The following is a 12,311-nucleotide window of genomic DNA, read 5'->3' on the forward strand; positions in this document are numbered from 1 at the left end:
TGCCATAACCGGCGGTGCTCGGCGCAAGTAGCATCCGCTTATCGCCACTCATTGGTCGGGGAGACCACAATGCACAACAACCCCCGCACGGGCGCGCCCTGGCGCGTGCTGATCATCGGCAGCGGTTTCGCCGGCCTGGGCCTGGCCATGCAGCTTCGCAAGGCCGGCCAGGACGACTTCCTGCTGCTGGAAAAGGCCGGCGAAGTCGGCGGCACCTGGCGCGACAACGACTATCCCGGCGCCGCCTGCGACGTGCCTTCGCACCTCTATTCGTTCTCCTTCGAGGCCAAGCACGACTGGTCGCGCAAGTACCCGCCGCAGGCGGAAATCCACGCCTATATCCTGCAGTGCGTGGACAAGTACCGGCTGCGCCCGCAGATCCGCCTCAATGCCGAGGTGCAGGGCGCCGAGTTCGACGCCGCGCGCGGGCTGTGGCGGGTCGAGCTGGTCGGCGGCGAATGCCTGGAGACCCAGGCGCTGGTCAGCGCCTGCGGCCAGCTCAACCGCCCGGCCTATCCGCAGTTGCCGGGGCTGGAGCGCTTTCGCGGCGAGGCCTTCCATTCGGCGCGCTGGCGGCATGACCTGGATCTGACCGGCAAGCGCGTGGCGGTGATCGGCACCGGCGCCTCGGCGATCCAGTTCGTCCCGCAGATCCAGCCGAAAGTGGCGCAGCTGAGCCTGTTCCAGCGCTCGGCGGCCTACGTGCTGGCCAAGCCGGATCGCGCCTACCGCGCCTGGGAAATCGCCCTGATGCGCCGCGTGCCGCTGCTGCAGCGGGTCGACCGCTTGCTCAAGTACCTGCACCACGAGGTGCGTGCGCTGGCCTTCGTCAGCCTGCCCTGGCTGATGCGCTCGATGCGCGGCCGTTTCACCCGCCACCTGGCGCGGCGGATGCCCGATGCCGGCAAGCGCGCGCAGCTGCAGCCGGACTACCCCATGGGCTGCAAGCGCATCCTGATCAGCAACGACTATTACCCGGCGCTGGCCCAGGCCAATGTCGAGATCGTCGACTCGCCGATCCGCGAGGTGCGCGAGCACGCGCTGGTCACCGCCGACGGCCGCGAGCATCCCTGCGACGTGCTGATCTACGGCACCGGCTTCACCGCCAGCGATTTTCTCGCGCCGATGCGCATCCGCGGCCTGAACGGGGTGGAGCTGAACCAGGCCTGGGCGGACGGCGCCGAGGCCTACAAGGGCATTAGCGTCAGCGGTTTTCCCAACCTGTTTTTGCTCTACGGGCCCAATACCAACCTGGGGCACAGCTCCATCCTTTATATGCTGGAGAGCCAGTACCCCTACGTGCTCGGCTGTCTGCGCGCGCTGCGCGAGCGGCGACTACGCTACCTCGACCTGCTGCCCGAGGTGCAGCGGCGCTACAACCGGCGCCTGCAGCACGTCACCCGCCGAACGATATGGGCGCAGGGCTGCAACAGCTGGTATCAGAACGCCTCCGGCAAGCACACCAACAACTGGCCGGGCTTTACCTTCAGCTATCGCCACCTGACCCGCACGCCGGAGCTCGCCGACTATGACTGCGTCCGCTGATTTCACCGCCCCCGCCGCCGAGCAGAAGCTGCTGCGCCTGGTGCTGCGCGGCTTCCTCCGTCTGTTGTTCCGCCGCCTGGTGCGTCCGCCGATGCCGGTGGCCGGGCAGCGGCTGGTGCTGCGCCAGCTCACTCGCATCACCCTGACTCCGCGCGGAGTGACGCGCAGCGCCGCGACGCTCGGCGGCCGGCCCTGCGAATGGCATCGGCCGCCGGCCAGCAGCGGCAAGGTGCTGCTGTACCTGCACGGCGGCGCCTTTATGATCGGCGGGCCGGATACCCACCGCGGCATCTGCGCCAGCCTGGCCAAGCGCGGCGGCCTGGACGTCTGCGCGCTGGATTACCGCCTGGCGCCGGAGCATCCCTATCCGGCGGCGCGCGACGACGTGGTGGCGGCCTACCGCGCATTGTTGGAGGCCGGCTACCGCCCCGAACAGGTCGCCATCGGCGGCGATTCGGCCGGTGGTAACCTGAGCCTGGTCGGCAGCCTGCGCATCATCGAGTTGGGCCTGCCGGCGCCGGCGGCACTGGTGTGCTTCTCGCCGGCCACCGATTTCACCGGCGAGCGCATGCACCAGCCGGCGGCCGGCGACCCGCTGATCCATCCCCGCTGGATCGAGCAGGCCGCCGCGCTGTATTGCCCGGCCGATCTGCCGCGCGACGATCCGGGACTGTCGCCGCTGTTCGCCGATCTGAGCCGCCTGCCGCCGACCCTGATCCAGGTCGGCGAGGACGAATTGCTGCTGAACGACAGCCTGCGCCTGGCCGAGCGCGCCCAGGCCGCCGGCGCCAGCGTGCGCCTGGAGCGTTATCCGGGGCTGTGGCACGTGTTCCAGGCCCATGTCGGCATGCTGCGCGCGGCGGATTACGCCATCGCCCGGGTGGTGGCCTTCCTCCGCGAACGGGGGCTGTGATGGACAACATCCTCATCAGCGGCGCCGCCTCGGGCATCGGCGCGGCCACCGCGCGGCTGTTCCACGCCCGTGGTTGGCGGGTCGGCCTGCTCGACGTCGACGCCAAGGCCCTGGCCGCGCTGGCGGCGGAACTGGGTGGGGTCTGGCACGCCGAGCTGGACGTGGTCGACGCCGGCGCGGTCAAGGCCGCCCTGGCCGACTTCTGCGCCCTACACGACGGCCAGCTGCGCCTGCTGTTCAACGGCGCCGGCATCCTGCGCACCGGTGCCTTCGAGGCCATCGAACTGGAGCAGCACACGCGCCTGCTGCAGATCAACGTGCTCGGCGTGCTCAATTTGAGCCACGCCGCCTTTCCCTACCTCAAGGCCACGCCCGGCGCGCAGGTGATCATCATGGGCTCGGCCTCGGCCGTGTATGGCGTGCCGCAGCTGGCCAGCTACTCGGCCAGCAAGTTCGCCGTGCGCGGCCTGACCGAGGCGCTGGAGCTGGAATGGCGCGCCCACGGCATCCGCGTCGGCGACCTGATGCCGCCGTTCGTCAACACGCCGATGGTCACCAGCCAGGGCGAACCGCCGCCGGTGATGCGCCGCCTCGGCGTGCGCCTGCAGGCCGGGCAGATCGCCGAGGCCGCCTGGCAACAGGCCCAGGACCCTGCGCTGCACCGCCCCGTGGGCCTGCAGTTCCGTCTGCTGCATGCGCTGGGGCAGATCACCCCCAGCTGGGGCAAGCGGGCCATGATGGCCTGGCTGAGCCGCGGCTGAGCCCTAGCCGCCGGTCGCCGGCTTTGGCACAGGAGCTGTCCGGGGGAGGCGAACGCCGCGCCCAGCGGCTACCCTGCAAGGGACGGTCTTCAGTCCGGTGTTCTGCCGGGCAGCCGTCGATGCGCCTAAGAACCCACGTCAAGCAGCCTGCTTGATTCTCGGGGCGGCGCCTTGAGGCGCCGCGACACCGCCTGAGCCGGGCGGTCGCAATGGGAAAGCGGTTAATCCATCCATCGCCTGAGAGGAGGTCGTTTATGAGCACAGCCTTCCACGAAGACGCCAGCACCTCGGTGCTGCGCCGGATGAAAGAAGGGGGGTTCGACTTCGCCCAGTTTCACCCGATCGAGTTCTACGCCATCTTTCCCGATGAGGAGCGGGCCCGCATGGCAGCCAGGAATTTTCGCGGAGAGTCGCTCAACGCCCAGGTATCGGCCCGCGAGGACGGCGCCTGGCACCTGCAGATCAGCAAAGTGATGTACGCCACCCATGCCGGTATCGGCGCGTTCGAACATGACCTGGAATCCATCGTCGTCCCGCTGGGCGGCACCCTGGACGGCTGGGGCGTGACGCAGGAGGTGAAAGCGTCCGCCGGCCGCTAGGGCAACACGCGCAATCCATCGGCCGGAGCGCGCGCTCGGCCGATGGCGCTCCCTCGATCTTTACCGGGTCTTCCTTTCGTCGCCGGCCTGCGAGGCCGCGTGCGCGCGCGGTGGCGCCAGGGTCTTGAGGGCTTCGAACTGGCTGATGAAGACCTGGCCGCCAAACTGCTGGAGGAAGTCTGAGCGGCGCAGCTGATCCATCACCGGTCCCTTGACCTCGGAGAGGTGCAGTTGGACGCCGGCCGTATGCAACCGCTCGGCGATGGTTTCCAGCGACTCCAGGGCACTGGCGTCGATCAGGTTGACCCCCGAGCACATCAGCACCAGGTGACGCACCCGGGGGCGGCCTGCGATCAGCTCGCCGATGCGCTCTTCCAGGTAGCGGGCATTGGGGAAGTACAGGCTCTCGTCGACGCGCAGCGACAGTACGCTGGGGGTTTCGATCACGGCGAAGCGCTCGACGTTGCGAAAGTGTTCGCTGCCGGGCACCTGGCCGACCACGGCGATATGCGGCTGGCTGGTGCGCCAAAGAAACAGCAGCAGCGACAGGCCGACGCCGATCAGGATGCCGGTCTCGACGCCTATCAGCAGCACGCCGAGCATGGTCGCCAGCTGCGCGATGCCGTCCTGGCGGGAGTAACGCCAGGTGCGGCGCAGCGAGCCGAGGTCGACCAGGCTGAGCACGGCGACGATGATGGTGGCGCCGAGCACCGCTTGCGGCAGATTGTGCAGCAGCGGAGTCAGCAGGATCACGCTCAGGCCGATGCCCGCGGCGGTGAATACCCCGGCCATGGGCGTTTGCGCCCCCGCATCGTAGTTGACCACCGAGCGGGCGAAGCCGCCGGTCACCGGGAAGCCGCCGCTGAGCGCTGCGCCCAGGTTGGCGGCGCCGAGACCGAGCAGTTCGTTGTTCGGCTGGATGCGCTGACGCCTTTTGGCCGCCAGCGTCTGGCCCACCGAAACCGATTCGACGAAGCCGACCAGGCTGATCAGCAGCGCCGCCGGCAGCAGTTGCAGGGCCAGTGCCGGATCCAAGGTGGGCAGGGTCAGGCCCGGCAGGCCCTGGGGAATGGCGCCGACCACTTTCACCCCGGCCCGGTCCAGCTGCAGCAGGGTCACGGCGACTATGGCGGCGACGATCGCCAGCACCGGAGCGGCCTTGCTCAGGTTACCGGCCAGCTGCGCGGACAGCCCCAGGCGCTGCAACGTCGATTTGAGGCGGATGCGCGCCCACCACAGCCAGGTGAGGCTGAGCAGCCCGATAAGCAGGGTTTGCCAGTGCATGCCCGGCAACGCTAGCCATAGTTGTGGCAACAATTGCGGCAGACTCTCGCCGGCGGCCGTCACGCCGAGCAGGTGCTTGAGCTGGCCCACCGCGATCAGCAGGCCCGACGCGCCGATGAAACCCGATATCACCGGATGGCTGAGGAAATTGGCGAGAAAACCCAGGCGCAGCACGGCCATCGCGGCCAGCAGCAGGCCGGACAGCAGCGCCAGCAGCAGCGCCGCGCCGACGTAGGCGGCGCTGCCGAGGGGAAACAGCGGCGTCAGGGCGGCGGTGGTCATCAACGAGACCACCGCCACCGGGCCGACCGCCAGGGTGCGGCTGGAGCCGAACAGGGCGTAGGCCAGCAGCGGCACGATGCTGGCGTACAACCCGGTGACCGGCGGCAGCCCGGCGAGCATGGCGTAGGCCAGGCTTTGCGGGACCAGCATAAGGGTGACGATCAGCGCCGCGAGGCCGTCCTGGGCGGCGTTGGCGCGGTCATAGCGCCTTCCCCATTCCAGGCAGGGCAGCCAGTGGCGCCAGTTCATTTGCGTGCTTCCTTGCCGAAGTCACAGGCCGCCGGCGCCTCCACCGGCAATGGCTGATGCGGCAGGCACTTGGGCTCGGCCAGCCACTCGCGGCCGCGCAGCATCAGGTCGAAATAGATGCCGGGCATCATCTTGACCTTGAGGTCCCAGGCCAGGCGCCTCGGCACAGTGGGGTCCAGGGGAAAGGTGGGCAGCAGCTTGCCGCCGTAGCCGAACTCGGCCAGCACCACCTTGCCGCGCTCCACGGTCAGCGGGCAGGAGCCGTAGCCGTCGTAGATCGCCCGCGGGCCCTCGCCGGCAAGCACGGCGAGGACGTTCTCAGCCACCACCGGCGCCTGCTTGCGCACCGCCGCGGCGGTCTTCGCGTTGGGCGCCGCGCACACGTCGCCGAGGCTGAAGATATTGCCGAAGCGTGGATGACGCAGGGTCTCGTGGTCGGCCTCGACCCAGCCGTCGGCGCCCGCCAGCGGGCTCTGGCGAATGAACTCGGGGGCGCGCTGCGGCGGCACGGCATGCAGCAGGTCGAAGTCCTTCTCGAGGGTCCGGGTCTCGCCGTTGGCGTCCACCTCCGTGAACCAGGCCTTGCGTGCCGGGCCGTCGACCGCGGCCAGGGTGGTGTTGAAGTTGAGCCGGACGCCATAGCGTTCGACGTACTTCATCAGCGGCGGGACGAAGGTCGGTACGCCGAACAGCACCGCGCCGGCCGAGCAGAACTCCACCTCGATCTGCCGCAGCACGCCTTGCTTGAGCCACCAGTCGCACGACAGGTACAGCGCCTTCTGCGGCGCGCCGGCGCACTTGATCGGCATCGGCGGCTGGCTGAACAGGGCGCGGCCGTGCCGCAGGTTCTGCACCAGTTGCCAGGTATAGGGCGCCAGCTCGAACTGGTAGTTCGAGGTCACGCCGTTCTTGCCCAGCGTCTCCTTGAGTCCTTCGATGCCGTCCCAGTGCAGGCTCAGGCCCGGACAGACGATGAGCGCGCGATAGCTCACCCGGTTGCCGTCTTCGAGCACCACGCGCTGCTGGTCGGGTTCGAAGCCGGCCACCGCGGCGCGAATCCACTGTGCACCGTGAGGAATGCACCGCGCCATGGGCCGCTCGGTACGCCCCCGATCGAAGATGCCCGCGCCCACCAGCGTCCAACCCGGCTGGTAGTAGTGCTGCTCGCGCGGTTCGACCACGGCGATGCGCAGGTCCGGCTTGCGCCGCAGCAGGCTGGCGGTGACCGCGCAGCCGGCTGCGCCGCCACCGACCACCAGCACGTCGTAGCGCTGTGTCGGGGCGACGCGCGTTTGCGCGATGGTTTGCGGCGCCCGTTGCCAGCGTTGTTCCAGGCGCGGCGCCAGACCGCTGAGGTCGTAGCCCCGGTCGCGGGCGGTAGCCAGCAGGGCCAGCGGATCGAGATGATGCGCCTCGCTCAGCGCCCACAGGCTGGTGGAACGGGTGCCGGTTCGGCAGAAGGCCAGCAGCGGGCCGCGCGCCTGGTCGAGCAGGGCGCCGAAGGCGTCGACGTCCGCGTCGCCGAGCTGCCCGGAGACGACCGGTAGATGGTAGTAGTCGAGCCCGCTGGCTTGGGCCGCCGCCTGTATCTCGGCCGAACTGGGCTGGCCTTCGCCCTCGCCATCCGGACGGTTGTTGACCACGCTGCGAAAACCGGCAGCGGCCAGCGCGCCCATGTCCGCGGGCTGCAACTGACCGGCGACGGCGATGAATGGCGTCAGATACTTGAGCGAGTCCATGGTCGATACCTCACAGCACGTCGAGGGGGATTTTCAGGTAGCGGGTGCCGTTGGACTCGGCAGGCGGTAGCTGTCCGGCGCGCATGTTGATCTGCACCGACGGCAGGATCAGCGTCGGCATGCCCAGCGTGGCATCGCGCGCCCGGCGCATGGCGACGAAGCTTGCCTGGTCGGTGCCGAGGCGAACGTGCACGTTGTGTTGGCGTTCCTCGGCGACGGTGGTGCGATTGCGATAGTCGTCGCGGCCGGGCGCCTTGTAGTCGTGGCACATGAACAGGCGGGTCTCGCCGGGCAGGGCGAACAGCTTCTGGATCGACTGGAACAGCGTGTTCGCATCGCCGCCGGGAAAATCGCAGCGGGCGGTGCCGTAGTCGGGCATGAACAGCGTGTCACCGACGAAACCGGCGTCGCCGATCAGGTAGGTCATACAGGCCGGGGTATGCCCGGGCGTGTGGATGGCCTTGGCGCGAATCTCGCCGACGCGGAATTCGTCGCCGTCCTTGAACAGCCGATCGAACTGGCTGCCGTCGGTGGCGAACTCGGTGCCGGCATTGAACAGCTTGCCGAAGGTGTCCTGGACGACGGTGATGTGCTCGCCGATGGCCAACTGGCCGCCCAGTTCACGCTTGAGGTAGGGCGCCGCCGAGAGGTGGTCGGCGTGGACGTGGGTTTCCAGCAGCCAGTCCACCTGCAGTTCGTGTTCCTTGACGTAGGCGATGATGCGGTCGGCACTGGCGTGTGAGGTACGCCCCGATGCCGGGTCGTAATCCAGGACGGAATCGAGGATGGCGCAGCGCCGGGTGCTGGGGTCGGTTACGACATAGCTGTAGGTGTAGGTGGCAGGATCGAAGAATTCTCGGACAGCGGCTTGCATGACGGCGCTCCTCTCGTATACCCGTGGGAGTATTTAATTAAGAAAGAGCTTAACTGTGTTTTGGTTCTATGCATAGATTAAAAAGATATATGCGGGTGCGACCTTGTTCGCGATCGCCATATGCGCGGACAAGGTCGGGCTTCTCTTCTCTGTGCACGGCGGCGGGGCGCGCTGCAGCGAGGCGTCGAACGTCCTGGTGGAATGTGCGGCACGCTGCCTCCAGGCGGAGGCGTGCGCGGCGCTGCGGGATTGCCTGAGGGCAGGGCGAGGGCTATGGCGGACGGGTGAAGACCTCGCAGACGCGCGGCAGCGACGCTGTGGCGCTCTGCTCGGGATCGAGCAGCGCTTCCTCGATCAGCCAGGTGAGGGTCCGCCGACAGGCCTTGTCCAGGGCGCTGCGCGCCACCGAGAGCTGCTGGGCGATGGCGGCGCAATCCTCGTCGCGCCGGATCGTCGCCTGGATACCGCGCATCGGCTCATCGACACCGACGCATGTCCTGCTGCTGCGCCTGCAGGCGGGCGTGCAGCTCGCCGCTGCTGCGCGGAAAGCGACTGCTCAGTGCTTGGCGCCGTTCGTGGGCAGGGCCAGCAGCTGTTTTTCCTGATTCCAGTCGAAGGGTTCGTCGTTCTGCTCGGCTTCGAAGCGGCGCTCGTCGAGGGCCTGGTACAGGGCGATCTCCTCGTCGGGCATGAAGTGCAGGCAGTCGCCACCGAAGAACCACAGCAGATCGCGCGGCACCAGGTGGGCGATCTGCGGATAGCGGTGGAAGATCTGGCTGATCAGGTCCTGGCCCAGGTACTGGCTGGACACCGGGTCGCGCGGCAGTTCTGCGAGCAGTTCGTCGTAGCGTTCGATGAACAGGGCGTGGCTGTCGTCCTGCACCTGCTCGGCTTCGCCCAGGGCGACCAGAATGCCGCGCAGGTGATTCAGCAGGGCGAGGTGGTGTTCGAGATGGCTGGCCATGGTGCGATTCCTGATGGGTAAAACGGGCGCAGGAGTATAGAGACCCTGGCGCCCGCTGTCCCGTTTCCGGCCCTCGGCCGCTTCGTCAGCCAGTGCGTAGCCCGGATGATATCCGGGAAATCCTGCACATCTCTCGCAGATTGCATCCGGGCTAGGGTTTCAGCGCACCTTGCCACGGCCGAGCTTGAGTTCCTCCGGGGCGAAGTCGTCGACGTCGATCACGCGCCGGCGAGCCGTTTCGGCCGCCTGCAGGCGCTGGCCGGCGTCGGCGTCGAGCAGGCCGCAGGCCATGGCGGCGACGATCGCATCCTGCCCCGGAGCCGGCTGCAGGCTGCCGTCCTTGAGTGCCCGCTGCAGTTTCTCGCGCGCCTCGCCGCTGGCCTGAAGCAGCTCCAGCGCGTGTTGCAGGGCGCCTACCGGATCCTGGTCGGTCTGCGGCCGGTAGCAGCCTTCCAGCACCGACTCCAGCGCCGGATCGCCGGCCGGGCGACCGAGTATCGCCGCCACCTCGGCGTCCAATCTGTCGCTCGGGCCGTGATGTCGACGGCCGAGGGGGAACACCAGTAGCTTGAGCAGGCAGCCGAAGGCGCGATTGGGGAAGTTGGCCAGCAGTCCGGCCAGCGCCCGCTCGGCCTGGAACAGGTTTTCCTCCATGGTCCAGCGCACCAGCGGCTGCACCGCCTGCGGGTAGTCCAGGTCGTGGTAGCGCTTGAGTGCCGCCGAACCGAGGTACAGATGGCTGAGCACATCGCCGAGGCGGGCGGAAATACGCTCGCGGCGTTTCAGTTCGCCGCCCAGCAGCATCATGCTGCTGTCGGCACACAGGGCGAAGGCCGCGGCCAGGCGGTCGAGGGAGCGAAAGTAGCCTTGGCTCAGGCTGTCGCCCGGCGCCTGGCCGAAGCAGCCCAGGCTCAGGCCGAGCAGCAGGCTGCTGGCGGCATTGCCGACGGCGAAGCCGATGTGGCGCAGCAGTAGGCCGTCGAACTCGATCAGCGCCTGCTCTTCGTCGTCGCGGCTGGCCAGAGCCATTTCCGCGAGCACATAGGGATGGCTGCGGATGGCGCCCTGGCCGAAGATCATCAGATTGCGTGAGAGGATGTTGGCACCCTCGACCGTGATGAAGATTGGCGCCCCCTGCCAGGAACGGGCCAGGTAGTTGTTCGGGCCCATGATGATGCCCTTGCCGCCGTGCACGTCCATGGCGTGGCCGATGCATTCGCGGCCGCGCTCGGTGAGGTGGTACTTGAGCACCGCCGACAGCACCGACGGCTTCTCGCCCAGGTCCACCGCGCCGGCGGTGAGGATGCGCGCGCTGTCCATCAGCCAGGCGTTGCCGCCGATCCGCGCCAGCGCCTCCTGTATGCCTTCGAAAGCGGCCAGCGGCACGTTGAACTGCTCGCGCAGCTGGGCGTACTGGCCACTGGTCAGGCTGGTGAACTTGGCGGCACCGGTGCCGACGGCGGGCAGGGAGATGGAGCGGCCGACCGACAGGCAGTTCATCAGCATCATCCAGCCCTTGCCGAGCATCGGCCGGCCGCCGATCAGGTAGTCGAGCGGGACGAAGACGTCCTTGCCCGAGTTCGGGCCGTTCATGAACGCGGCGCCCAGCGGCAGGTGGCGCCGGCCGATCTCCACCCCGGGGGTGTCGGTGGGCACCAGAGCCAGGCTGATGCCGAGGTCTTCCTCCTCGCTGAGCAGGTGCTCGGGATCGAAGGCCTTGAAGGCCAGGCCGAGCAGGGTGGCCACCGGGCCGAGGGTGATGTAGCGCTTCTCCCAGTTCAGGCGCAGGCCGATCACCTGTTCACCGTTCCACTTGCCCTTGCAGACGATGCCGGTGTCCGGCATGGCGCTGGCATCGGAGCCGGCCAGCGGGCCGGTGAGGGCGAAGCAGGGGATGTCCTCGCCGCTGGCCAGGCGCGGCAGATAGTGTCGCCGCTGCTCGTCGGTGCCGTAATGCAGCAGCAGTTCGGCCGGCCCCAGGGAGTTGGGCACCATCACGGTGGAGGCCAGATCGCCGCTACGGGTGGCCAGCTTCATCGCCACCTGCGAGTGGGCATAGGCGGAGAAGCCCTTGCCGCCGTATTCCTTGGGGATGATCAGGGCGAAGAAGCCGTGTCGCTTGATGTGCTGCCAGGCCTTCTCGGGCAGGTCCATCTGCTGGCCGACCTGCCAGTCGCTGACCATGGCGCACAGCTCCTCGGTGGGACCGTCGAGAAAGGCCTGCTCCTCGTCCGTCAGCTGGGCCTTGGGATAGGCCAGCAGCTTGTCCCAGTCCGGCCGGCCACTGAACAGCTCGCCGTCCCACCACACGGTGCCGGCCTCGATGGCGTCGCGTTCGGTGTCGGACATCGGCGGCAGCGCGCGCCGGAACCAGGCGAACAGCGGGGCGCTGAACAGCCGGCGGCGCGGCGCCTCGAGCAGTACGAAGGCGGCGACGGCGCCGGTGAGCAGCCACAGCAGCAGCTGCAGCCAGCCGGGCACCGGGCTCAGTAGCGCCATGGCCAACAGATAGGCGGCGACGATGCCGAGGGCGGGCAGGGCGGCGCTGCGGCTGTGGGCCAGATAGAGCACCCCGAGCACCAGGACCAGTAACCAGACGACGAGCATGCGTGTTCCCTCCATGAGTGACTCCGTCAGGAGCTTAGTCGCGAATTGACGGCGAGGCGGGCGGGCGTGGCCGAATCGCCGTTTTCACGGCGGGATCGGCGCACCTGGACTGGGGCGAAACCCAGGTAGCGGGGCAGGCCGGCCTGTTCTGCGACCCGGCCGCGTCATTGACAGTGACCGTCACGCGGTAGGCGAGTTCGCCGAGCGTTGGCGCGGCAGCCACGCCAGCAGGTCGCGGCCTTCGCGACGGCAGCGGTCTGCAGGCGCTGGGCGCGCGGCAATCAAGGGCTGCCATGCACCGTTCTGCGGCAGCCGCTCAAGCTCGGCGTCGCGTTCAGCCGCGGCGATCTGCGGCGCGCGGGCCGCCACCATCGACCGCATCGATAGTCGAGATCGCATCAATGGGCTTTCCTCGGCGCGCCGGCCTGGGTAGGGTGCACGCCTGCAGGCGATGGCGGCGGTAACGGCCGGTTGCAAATCGGCGCGTCCGCCCC

11 protein-coding genes are annotated in these 12,311 nt (G+C 68.5%); 4 read left to right on the plus strand and 7 right to left on the minus strand.

What is annotated here, in order from left to right:
• The first annotated feature begins 69 nt into the window (after positions 1-69).
• The 4 genes from ACUTAF_RS09090 to ACUTAF_RS09105 all read left to right on the plus strand — a co-directional run bounded on the left by ACUTAF_RS09090 (position 70) and on the right by ACUTAF_RS09105 (position 3,818).
• A complete protein-coding gene (locus ACUTAF_RS09090; protein ID WP_445579669.1) occupies positions 70-1,545 on the plus strand; it encodes a flavin-containing monooxygenase in 1,476 nt (491 codons plus the stop codon).
• Positions 1,529-2,458: an alpha/beta hydrolase gene (locus tag ACUTAF_RS09095; RefSeq protein ID WP_445579670.1), complete on the plus strand. Its 930-nt coding sequence runs from the start codon at positions 1,529-1,531 to the stop codon at positions 2,456-2,458. The genes ACUTAF_RS09090 and ACUTAF_RS09095 overlap by 17 nt, the downstream gene beginning before the upstream one ends.
• Entirely contained in the window at positions 2,458-3,219 is a 762-nt protein-coding gene (locus ACUTAF_RS09100; RefSeq protein WP_445579671.1) for an SDR family oxidoreductase, read from the plus strand. Before ACUTAF_RS09095 ends, ACUTAF_RS09100 begins: the two co-directional genes overlap by 1 nt.
• A 254-nt stretch (positions 3,220-3,473) precedes the next feature.
• A complete protein-coding gene (locus tag ACUTAF_RS09105; protein ID WP_445579672.1) occupies positions 3,474-3,818 on the plus strand; it encodes a ribonuclease E inhibitor RraB in 345 nt (114 codons plus the stop codon).
• Positions 3,819-3,878: 60 nt separating this feature from the next.
• Here the strand turns inward: ACUTAF_RS09105 and ACUTAF_RS09110 are convergent, their stop codons facing one another.
• From ACUTAF_RS09110 to ACUTAF_RS09140, 7 genes are all read right to left on the minus strand, one after another.
• Positions 3,879-5,633: a SulP family inorganic anion transporter gene (locus ACUTAF_RS09110; RefSeq protein ID WP_445579673.1), complete on the minus strand. Its 1,755-nt coding sequence runs from the start codon at positions 5,631-5,633 to the stop codon at positions 3,879-3,881.
• Positions 5,630-7,372 (minus strand): bifunctional protein tyrosine phosphatase family protein/NAD(P)/FAD-dependent oxidoreductase, encoded by a 1,743-nt coding sequence (locus tag ACUTAF_RS09115; protein WP_445579674.1) that lies wholly within the window; start codon positions 7,370-7,372, stop codon positions 5,630-5,632. The genes ACUTAF_RS09110 and ACUTAF_RS09115 overlap by 4 nt, the downstream gene beginning before the upstream one ends.
• A gap of 10 nt (positions 7,373-7,382) precedes the next feature.
• The gene (locus ACUTAF_RS09120; protein WP_445579675.1) at positions 7,383-8,246 is read right to left on the minus strand and encodes an MBL fold metallo-hydrolase; all 864 of its coding nucleotides are present in this window, start codon (positions 8,244-8,246) and stop codon (positions 7,383-7,385) included.
• 271 nt (positions 8,247-8,517) lie between these two features.
• Positions 8,518-8,718, minus strand: coding sequence for a metal-sensing transcriptional repressor (locus tag ACUTAF_RS09125; protein ID WP_445579676.1), 201 nt, complete (start codon positions 8,716-8,718; stop codon positions 8,518-8,520).
• A gap of 84 nt (positions 8,719-8,802) precedes the next feature.
• Complete coding sequence (locus ACUTAF_RS09130; RefSeq protein WP_445579677.1) at positions 8,803-9,210, minus strand: PA2817 family protein; 408 nt, start codon at positions 9,208-9,210, stop codon at positions 8,803-8,805.
• Between the two features lie 159 nt (positions 9,211-9,369).
• Positions 9,370-11,817, minus strand: coding sequence for an acyl-CoA dehydrogenase (locus ACUTAF_RS09135; RefSeq protein ID WP_445579678.1), 2,448 nt, complete (start codon positions 11,815-11,817; stop codon positions 9,370-9,372).
• A 180-nt stretch (positions 11,818-11,997) separates the two neighbouring features.
• Positions 11,998-12,216, minus strand: coding sequence for a hypothetical protein (locus ACUTAF_RS09140; protein ID WP_445579679.1), 219 nt, complete (start codon positions 12,214-12,216; stop codon positions 11,998-12,000).
• Positions 12,217-12,311: the final 95 nt, after the last annotated feature.

It is taken from the genome of Pseudomonas sp. SP16.1 (assembly GCF_052682975.1).

What these genes read in the sequence shown, in the direction of transcription:
- ACUTAF_RS09110 (WP_445579673.1), bottom strand. Translation starts at nt 5,633, where the DNA reads ATGAACTGGCGCCACTGGCTGCCCTGCCTGGAATGGGGAAGGCGCTAT.
- ACUTAF_RS09100 (WP_445579671.1), top strand. Translation starts at nt 2,458, where the DNA reads ATGGACAACATCCTCATCAGCGGCGCCGCCTCGGGCATCGGCGCGGCC.
- ACUTAF_RS09140 (WP_445579679.1), bottom strand. Translation starts at nt 12,216, where the DNA reads ATGCGATCTCGACTATCGATGCGGTCGATGGTGGCGGCCCGCGCGCCG.
- ACUTAF_RS09135 (WP_445579678.1), bottom strand. Translation starts at nt 11,817, where the DNA reads ATGCTCGTCGTCTGGTTACTGGTCCTGGTGCTCGGGGTGCTCTATCTG.
- ACUTAF_RS09130 (WP_445579677.1), bottom strand. Translation starts at nt 9,210, where the DNA reads ATGGCCAGCCATCTCGAACACCACCTCGCCCTGCTGAATCACCTGCGC.
- ACUTAF_RS09105 (WP_445579672.1), top strand. Translation starts at nt 3,474, where the DNA reads ATGAGCACAGCCTTCCACGAAGACGCCAGCACCTCGGTGCTGCGCCGG.
- ACUTAF_RS09095 (WP_445579670.1), top strand. Translation starts at nt 1,529, where the DNA reads ATGACTGCGTCCGCTGATTTCACCGCCCCCGCCGCCGAGCAGAAGCTG.
- ACUTAF_RS09120 (WP_445579675.1), bottom strand. Translation starts at nt 8,246, where the DNA reads ATGCAAGCCGCTGTCCGAGAATTCTTCGATCCTGCCACCTACACCTAC.
- ACUTAF_RS09115 (WP_445579674.1), bottom strand. Translation starts at nt 7,372, where the DNA reads ATGGACTCGCTCAAGTATCTGACGCCATTCATCGCCGTCGCCGGTCAG.
- ACUTAF_RS09125 (WP_445579676.1), bottom strand. Translation starts at nt 8,718, where the DNA reads ATGCGCGGTATCCAGGCGACGATCCGGCGCGACGAGGATTGCGCCGCC.
- ACUTAF_RS09090 (WP_445579669.1), top strand. Translation starts at nt 70, where the DNA reads ATGCACAACAACCCCCGCACGGGCGCGCCCTGGCGCGTGCTGATCATC.